Origin of the sequence: Actinomadura roseirufa, assembly GCF_900659635.1 — a bacterium.
GTDB classification, from domain to species: Bacteria; Actinomycetota; Actinomycetes; order Streptosporangiales; family Streptosporangiaceae; genus Spirillospora; species Spirillospora roseirufa.
This window is the reverse complement of the sequence record NZ_CAACVB010000364.1, coordinates 1-6258: the sequence shown is the minus strand read 5'-3', so window position 1 is coordinate 6258 and position 6258 is coordinate 1. Positions and strand designations below refer to the sequence as shown.

The window sequence follows — 6258 nt, the reverse complement described above, 5'->3', positions numbered from 1 at the left end:
GGCCGGCCGCCGCGGGCCGTCCCGCCGTGCCCGGCCCGGACGCCGGGGGCCTCGCCGGGCGGCTGGGCGGGCTGAGCGAGGAGCAGCGCCACGACGTGCTGCTCGACCTGGTCCGGACGCACGCGGCGGCGGTGCTCGGGCACGCCGACGCCGACGCCGTCCAGAGCGAGCGCGGCTTCCTGGAGTCCGGGTTCGACTCGCTGACCGCGACCGACCTGGCGGGGCGGCTGGCGGGCGCGACGGGCGTCCCGGTCGTCACCACCGACGTCTTCGACCACCCCAACCCGGCCGCGCTCGCCGACCATCTGCGCGGTGAGCTGTTCCCGGACGCGGCGGACGGCCCGTCCGCGGCGCCTCCCAGAGAACCCGGACGGGACGGCACGGAACCGGACAGCACCGGCCCGGACGACGACGGCGTCCTCGTCCGGCTGGAGACCGCCACCGCGGACGAGCTGTTCGCCTTCATCGACACGGACCTGGGCCGGGCCGCCCACGCGCTAGGGCGGCTTTAGGTCCCTCGGCAATGATCACAGGGACGACGCCGCCTCGCTCCGGGCGCGACGACGAGAGGGTGACCATGACCAGACCCGAGCACGGGATCGTTCTGGGCGGAGGCTGGGCGGGAATGCTCACCGCCCAGGTGCTGTCCCGGCACCTCGACACCGTCACCGTGCTGGAGCGCGACGTCCTGCCCGACGGCCCCCGGCAGCGCCGGGGCCAGCCGCAGGCGCGGCACGGGCACATCCTGTGGTCCAGCGGCGCGCGCGTCGTCGACGGGCTGCTGCCCGGGACGATCGACCGGCTGCTCGCCGCCGGGGCCCGCCGGATCATGTTCCAGCGGGACCTCGTGACGCTGACCTCGCACGGCTGGCAGCACCGTTTCCCCTCCCGGCAGTTCTGCCTCATGTGCAGCCGCCCGCTGATGGACTGGACCGTCCGCGACCAGGTCGTGTCCGCCGGGCGGGTGCGGGTGCGGCAGCGCGCGGAGGCCGTCGAGCTGTCCGGCGGCGGCGACCGCGTCACGGGCGTGCGGGTCCGCGACGTCGAGACCGGCGCCGAGTCGGCGCTGGCCGCCGACCTCGTCGTGGACGCGACCGGCCGCGGCTCGCGGCTGAGGCACTGGCTGGCGGCGCTCGGCCTGCCGCCCGTGGAGGAGGACGTCGTCGACGCGGGCATGGCGTACTGCTCGCGGCTGTACAAGGCGCCGCCGGGTGCGACCACCGCCTTCCCCCCGGTCAACATCTCCCCCGACCCCCGCGACGGGCGTCCGGGCCGGTTCGGCGTCGTCCACCCGCAGGAGGGCGGGGTGTGGATGGTCACCCTGGCCGGTACCCGCGGGGCGCGCCTGCCGTCGGACGACGCCGAGTTCACCGAGTACGCGCGGTCCCTGCGCGACCCGCTCGTCGCCGATCTCATCGCGTCGGCGGAGCCGCTCACCCCCCTGTTCGTCTCGCACTTCGGCGCCAACCGGCGGCTGTACCCCGAGCGGCTGGAGCGGTGGCCGGAGGGCCTCCTCGTGATCGGCGACGCGCTCGCCGCGTTCAACCCGATCTACGGGCACGGGATGAGCTCGGCCGCGCTCGGCGCCGCCGCGCTCGACGAGCTGCTCGGCGGCCCGCGGCCGTGGTCGGCCGCGGCGGCGCAGCGGGCGGCCGGCGCCGCGGCGGACGATCCGTGGATCATCGCGGCGGCCCGCGACATCGAGTACGTCGGCTGCCGCACGACCGCCACCGACCCGCGGCTGCTGGGCGAGGCGGAGACGCGGCGGCACTTCGCCGACGTCCTCACCACCCGGTCGCTGCGCTCGCCCGCGGTGAGCGCGCTGGTCACCGACGCGGCCAGCCTGAGCGTCCCGCAGTCCGCGCTCGGGTCGAGCGAGTTCATGGCGCTGATGGCGCGCGACGAGCCGCTGCCCGAGCTCACCGGGCCGCCGCTGGCGGCGGCCGAGCTCGCCGCCGCCGGCCTGCGCCCGCGCGACGCGGTCGGCGCCGACGGCTGACCCGGCCGCCCGGCGCCCGCCCGTCCCGCGCCCGACCCGGTCCGACACCCACGGCCCCGAGGGGGAGCCCATGCTGATCGACGAAGGCAAGCGAAAGAAGATCATCCAGGCGCACTGCCAGCGGCTGAACGCCGGCGACCTCGACGGGCTGCTCGCGCTGTACGCCGCCGACCCCGCGTTCGAGGACCCGGTCGGCGCCGGCCGCCGGTCCGGGCGGGAGGCGCTGCGCGCGCACCTCGCGCTGGGCATCGAGGCGAACACCAAGGAGGTGCCCGGCGACGCGATCGCCTCCCAGGACGGCGTGCACGCGCTGATGCCAATCACCGCCGTCATGGACTACCTGCCGAAGGGCCGCGAGTACGCCGCCCGCGGCTGGCTGACCGCCCCCGACGAGCCCGTCGGCAAGCACCTGAAGTGCGAGTACGTGCTGATGCTCCGGATCGGCGCCGGCGACCTCATCGAGGAGCTCAAGGCGTACTGGGGCAGGGACGAACTCGAAGTCACCGACTGAAGCCGACCAACACGACCCGCATTGGAGAGACCGTGGCGGATGAGTCGCTCAGGAAGAACGCGGCCATGGAGTACGCGCGGCGGATCAACGCCGGCGACCTCGAAGGGGTACTGGAGCTGTTCGCCGACGACGTCGTCGTCGAGGACCCGGTCGGCTCCCCGCCGGTGCGGGGCAAGGAGAAACTCCGCGAGCGCATCGCCTGGGCCATCGAGAGCGGCGTGCACGAGGTGCCGGGACGCATGGTCACCTCGATGGACGGCCGGACGGTCGTGGTGCCGTCGCTGGTCAAGACCGTGCACCCGGCGAAGATGACCTACAAGGTCATCGGCATCTCGGAGATCGGCGAGGACGGCCTCACGCACAGCCTGCGGGCGCACTGGGGCATCACCGACACCTATCTGGACGACGAGCCGCGGCTGACCGGCGTGGAGCACGCCCTTGCGGTGGCCGAGCGCCTGATCGAGACCGTGCGGCTGAGCGAGGGCGGCGGCTCCGCCTGACCGGGTGCCCCGGGCGGGCGACCGGATCGGCGGGCCGTGGCAGGAGGGACGGGAACGTGACGAGACCCCAACATGCAGTCGTCCTCGGCGGGAGCTGGGCGGGGATGCTGGCCGCCCACGTGCTGGCCCGCCATCTGGAGACCGTCACCGTGGTGGAACGCGACGTCCTGCCGGACGGGCCGGAGCAGCGCAAGGGCCTGCCGCAGGCGCGCCACGTCCACGTGCTGTGGTCCGGCGGGGCGCGCGTCGTGGAGGACCTGCTGCCCGGGACGGCGGACCGGCTGCTGGCCGCCGGGGCGCGCCGGATCGGGTTCCACGAGGACCTGGTGACGCTGACCTCGCACGGCTGGCAGCACCGCTTCCCGCCCCGGCAGTTCGCGATCATGTGCGGGCGGCCGCTGCTGGACTTCGTCGTCCGGGACCGGATCCTGGCCGGCGGGCGGATCACCGTGCGCGGGCGCACCGAGGCCGTGGAGCTGGCCGGTGACGCGGGCCGCGTCACCGGCGTGCGCGTGCGCGGCCTGGAGGACGGGACGCGGGAGCTGCTGGAGGCCGACCTCGTGGTGGACGCCACCGGGCGCGGCTCGCGGCTCCGGCACTGGCTGACGGCGCTCGGCCTGCCGCCCGTCGAGGAGGACGTGGTGGACGCGGGGATCGCCTACGCGACCCGGACGTTCCGCGCCCCGGAGGGGGCGACGGCCGGGTTCCCCGCCGTCAACGTCGCCGCCGACCACCGGGTCCGCGTGCCCGGCCGCTTCGGGGTGGTGTACCCGCAGGAGAACGGCCGCTGGATGGTGACGCTGTCGTGCACCCGCGGCGGTGAGCTCCCCACCCGCGACGAGGACTTCCTGCCCTACGCGCGGTCGCTGCGCGACCCGCTGGTGGCCGACCTCATCGCCGACGCGGAACCGCTGACGCCGGTGTTCGCCTCGCACATCGGCGCCAACCGGCGGCTGTACCCCGAGCGGCTGGAGGGGTGGCCGGACGGCCTGCTCGTCGTCGGCGACTCGCTGGCGGCGTTCAACCCGATCTACGGGCACGGGATGAGCTCGGCGGCGCGCACCGCCGCGGTGCTGGACGAGCGGCTCGCGCGGCCGCTGGAGCCGGGCGGGGCGCGGCGCGTGCAGGCCGCGATCGGCGCCGTGGTCGACGACCCGTGGATCATGGCGGCGTCCAAGGACATCGACTTCGTCGGCTGCCGCAACCGCGCCGGGGACCCGCGGCTGACCGGCGAGCGGGCCGCGCTGCACGGGTTCGCCGACCTGGTCGCGTCGATGGCGATCCGCTCGCCCGAGGTCAGCGACGTGGTGACCGACGTCATGAGCATGTCCACGCCCCAGTCGGAGCTCGGCTCGACCCGGTTCATGTCGCTGATGCAGCGGGGCCGGCTGCGGCCGGAGCTGACCGCCCCGCCGCTGCGGCCGGACGAGCTGGCCCTCGTGCGGCTGGACCGGCGCGGAGCCGTGAGCGCGCCGTGACGTCCGCGAACGGCGGCGCGAACGGCGAGGGCCGGCTCCTGGACTACCTCCGGTGGACCACGGCCGAGCTCCACCGGGCCCGGCGGCGGCTGCGCGAGATCGAGTCGGCCGGGCACGAGCCGATCGCGGTCGTCGGGGCGGCGTGCCGGTTCCCCGGCGGCGCGCGGACCCCCGAGGGGCTGTGGGAGCTGCTCGCCGAGGGGCGGGAGGCCGTGTCCGGTTTCCCCGGGGACCGGGGATGGGACGTGGAGGCCCTCTACCACCCCGACCCGGACCATCCCGGCACGACGTACGCGCGGGCGGGCGGGTTCCTGGACGGCGCGAGCGACTTCGACGCCGGGTTCTTCGGCATGGGCGACGACGAGGCGACGGCGGTGGAGCCGCAGCAGCGGCTGCTGCTGGAGACGGCCTGGGAGGCGGTCGAGAGCGCCGGCATCGACCCGCGGACGCTGCGCGGCACCGACACCGCCGTGTACACGGGCGTGTCGCTGCACGACTACGGCACCCGGCTGACCTACGTCCCCGGCGAGCTGATGGCCCACCTCGGCACCGGCAACGCCGGCAGCGTCGCCGCGGGGCGGGTGGCGTTCACGCTCGGTCTCGTCGGGCCCGCCGTGGCCCTGGACGCGGCGTGCTCGTCCTCGCTGGTCGCGATGCACCTGGCGACGCGGGCGCTGCGGCAGCGCGAGTGCGGCCTCGCCCTCGCGGGCGGCGTCGCCGTCATGTACACCCCGACGACGTTCCTGCTGTCGGCGAGCCAGCGGCAGCTCGCCGCCGACGCGCGCTGCAAGCCGTTCGCGGCCGGCTCCGACGGCATGGTGTGGGGCGAGGGCGCCGGTCTGCTGCTGCTGGAGCGGCTGTCGGACGCGCGGCGCAACGGCCACCCGGTGCTCGCGCTGATCCGCGGCACCGCGGTCAACCAGGACGGCGCCGCGGGCGGCATGGCCGCCCCGCACGGCCCCGGCCGGCAGCGGCTCTTCCGCGACGCCCTCGCCGACGCGCGGCTGTCGGCCGCCGACGTCGACGCGCTGGAGGCGCACGGCACCGGCACGGCGATCGGCGACGCGATCGAGGCGCAGGCGGTCATCACCGCCTACGGCCGGGACCGCCCGGCGGACCGCCCGCTGTGGATGGGGACGGTCAAGCCCAACATCGGGCACGCGCAGGCCGCGGCGGGCGTGGCGGGCGTGCTCAAGATGATCCTGGCGCTGCGGCACGAGCGGCTGCCCGCCACCTTGAACATCGACCGGCCGACCCCGCTCGTCGACTGGCGGAAGGGCGCGGTGCGGCTGCTCACCGAGCCGGTGCCGTGGCCGCGCGGGGACCGCCCGCGGCGGGCCGGGGTGTCGGCGTTCGGGAACTCCGGCACGAACGCGCACGTGATCCTCGAAGAGGCCCCCGAGCCGCTGGACGCCGTGCCGCCCGTTGTGCCGCCCGTTGTGGCGTCCCCGGTGCCCGGACCGGCGGCGACGGTCTTCTGGGCGGTGTCGGGCCGCTCGGCCGAGGCGCTGCGGGCACAGGCCGCGGCGCTGGCCGCGCGCGTCGAGGCCGATCCCGCGGTCCCGCCCGCCGACGTCGCGTGGTCCCTGGTGACGACCCGCTCGGTGTTCGAGCATCGGGCGGTGGTGGTGGGCGCGAACCGCGCGGACCTGCTGGCCGGGCTCGCCGCCCTGGCGGCGGGCGAGCCGCACCCGGACGTGCTCACCGGCGACGCCGGGCGGGCGCCGGGCAGGCCGGTGCTGGTGGTCGGCGGCCCGGAGGGCGGGCGCC

Annotated in this window: 6 protein-coding genes; all 6 read left to right on the top strand. The window is 76.1% G+C overall.

The genetic code is table 11. The annotated features are described in order from the left end of the window. On the top strand, positions 1-512 hold a 512-nt coding region (locus tag E1291_RS37890; protein ID WP_131742863.1), incomplete at its 5' end, for an acyl carrier protein. Positions 513-577: 65 nt separating this feature from the next. Further along, positions 578-1999, top strand: coding sequence for an NAD(P)/FAD-dependent oxidoreductase (locus tag E1291_RS37885; protein ID WP_131742862.1), 1422 nt, complete (start codon positions 578-580; stop codon positions 1997-1999). A 70-nt stretch (positions 2000-2069) separates the two neighbouring features. Beyond that, positions 2070-2510: a nuclear transport factor 2 family protein gene (locus E1291_RS37880; RefSeq protein ID WP_207401154.1), complete on the top strand. Its 441-nt coding sequence runs from the start codon at positions 2070-2072 to the stop codon at positions 2508-2510. A 32-nt stretch (positions 2511-2542) separates the two neighbouring features. Beyond that, complete coding sequence (locus tag E1291_RS37875) at positions 2543-3010, top strand: nuclear transport factor 2 family protein (protein WP_131742861.1); 468 nt, start codon at positions 2543-2545, stop codon at positions 3008-3010. Positions 3011-3066: 56 nt separating this feature from the next. Further along, on the top strand, positions 3067-4488 hold the full coding sequence (locus tag E1291_RS37870; protein WP_131742860.1) for an NAD(P)/FAD-dependent oxidoreductase: 1422 nt from the start codon (positions 3067-3069) through the stop codon (positions 4486-4488). Further along, a partial coding sequence (locus E1291_RS37865) for a beta-ketoacyl synthase N-terminal-like domain-containing protein (RefSeq protein ID WP_207401153.1) occupies positions 4485-6258 on the top strand: 1774 nt, incomplete at its 3' end. The genes E1291_RS37870 and E1291_RS37865, both read left to right, overlap by 4 nt.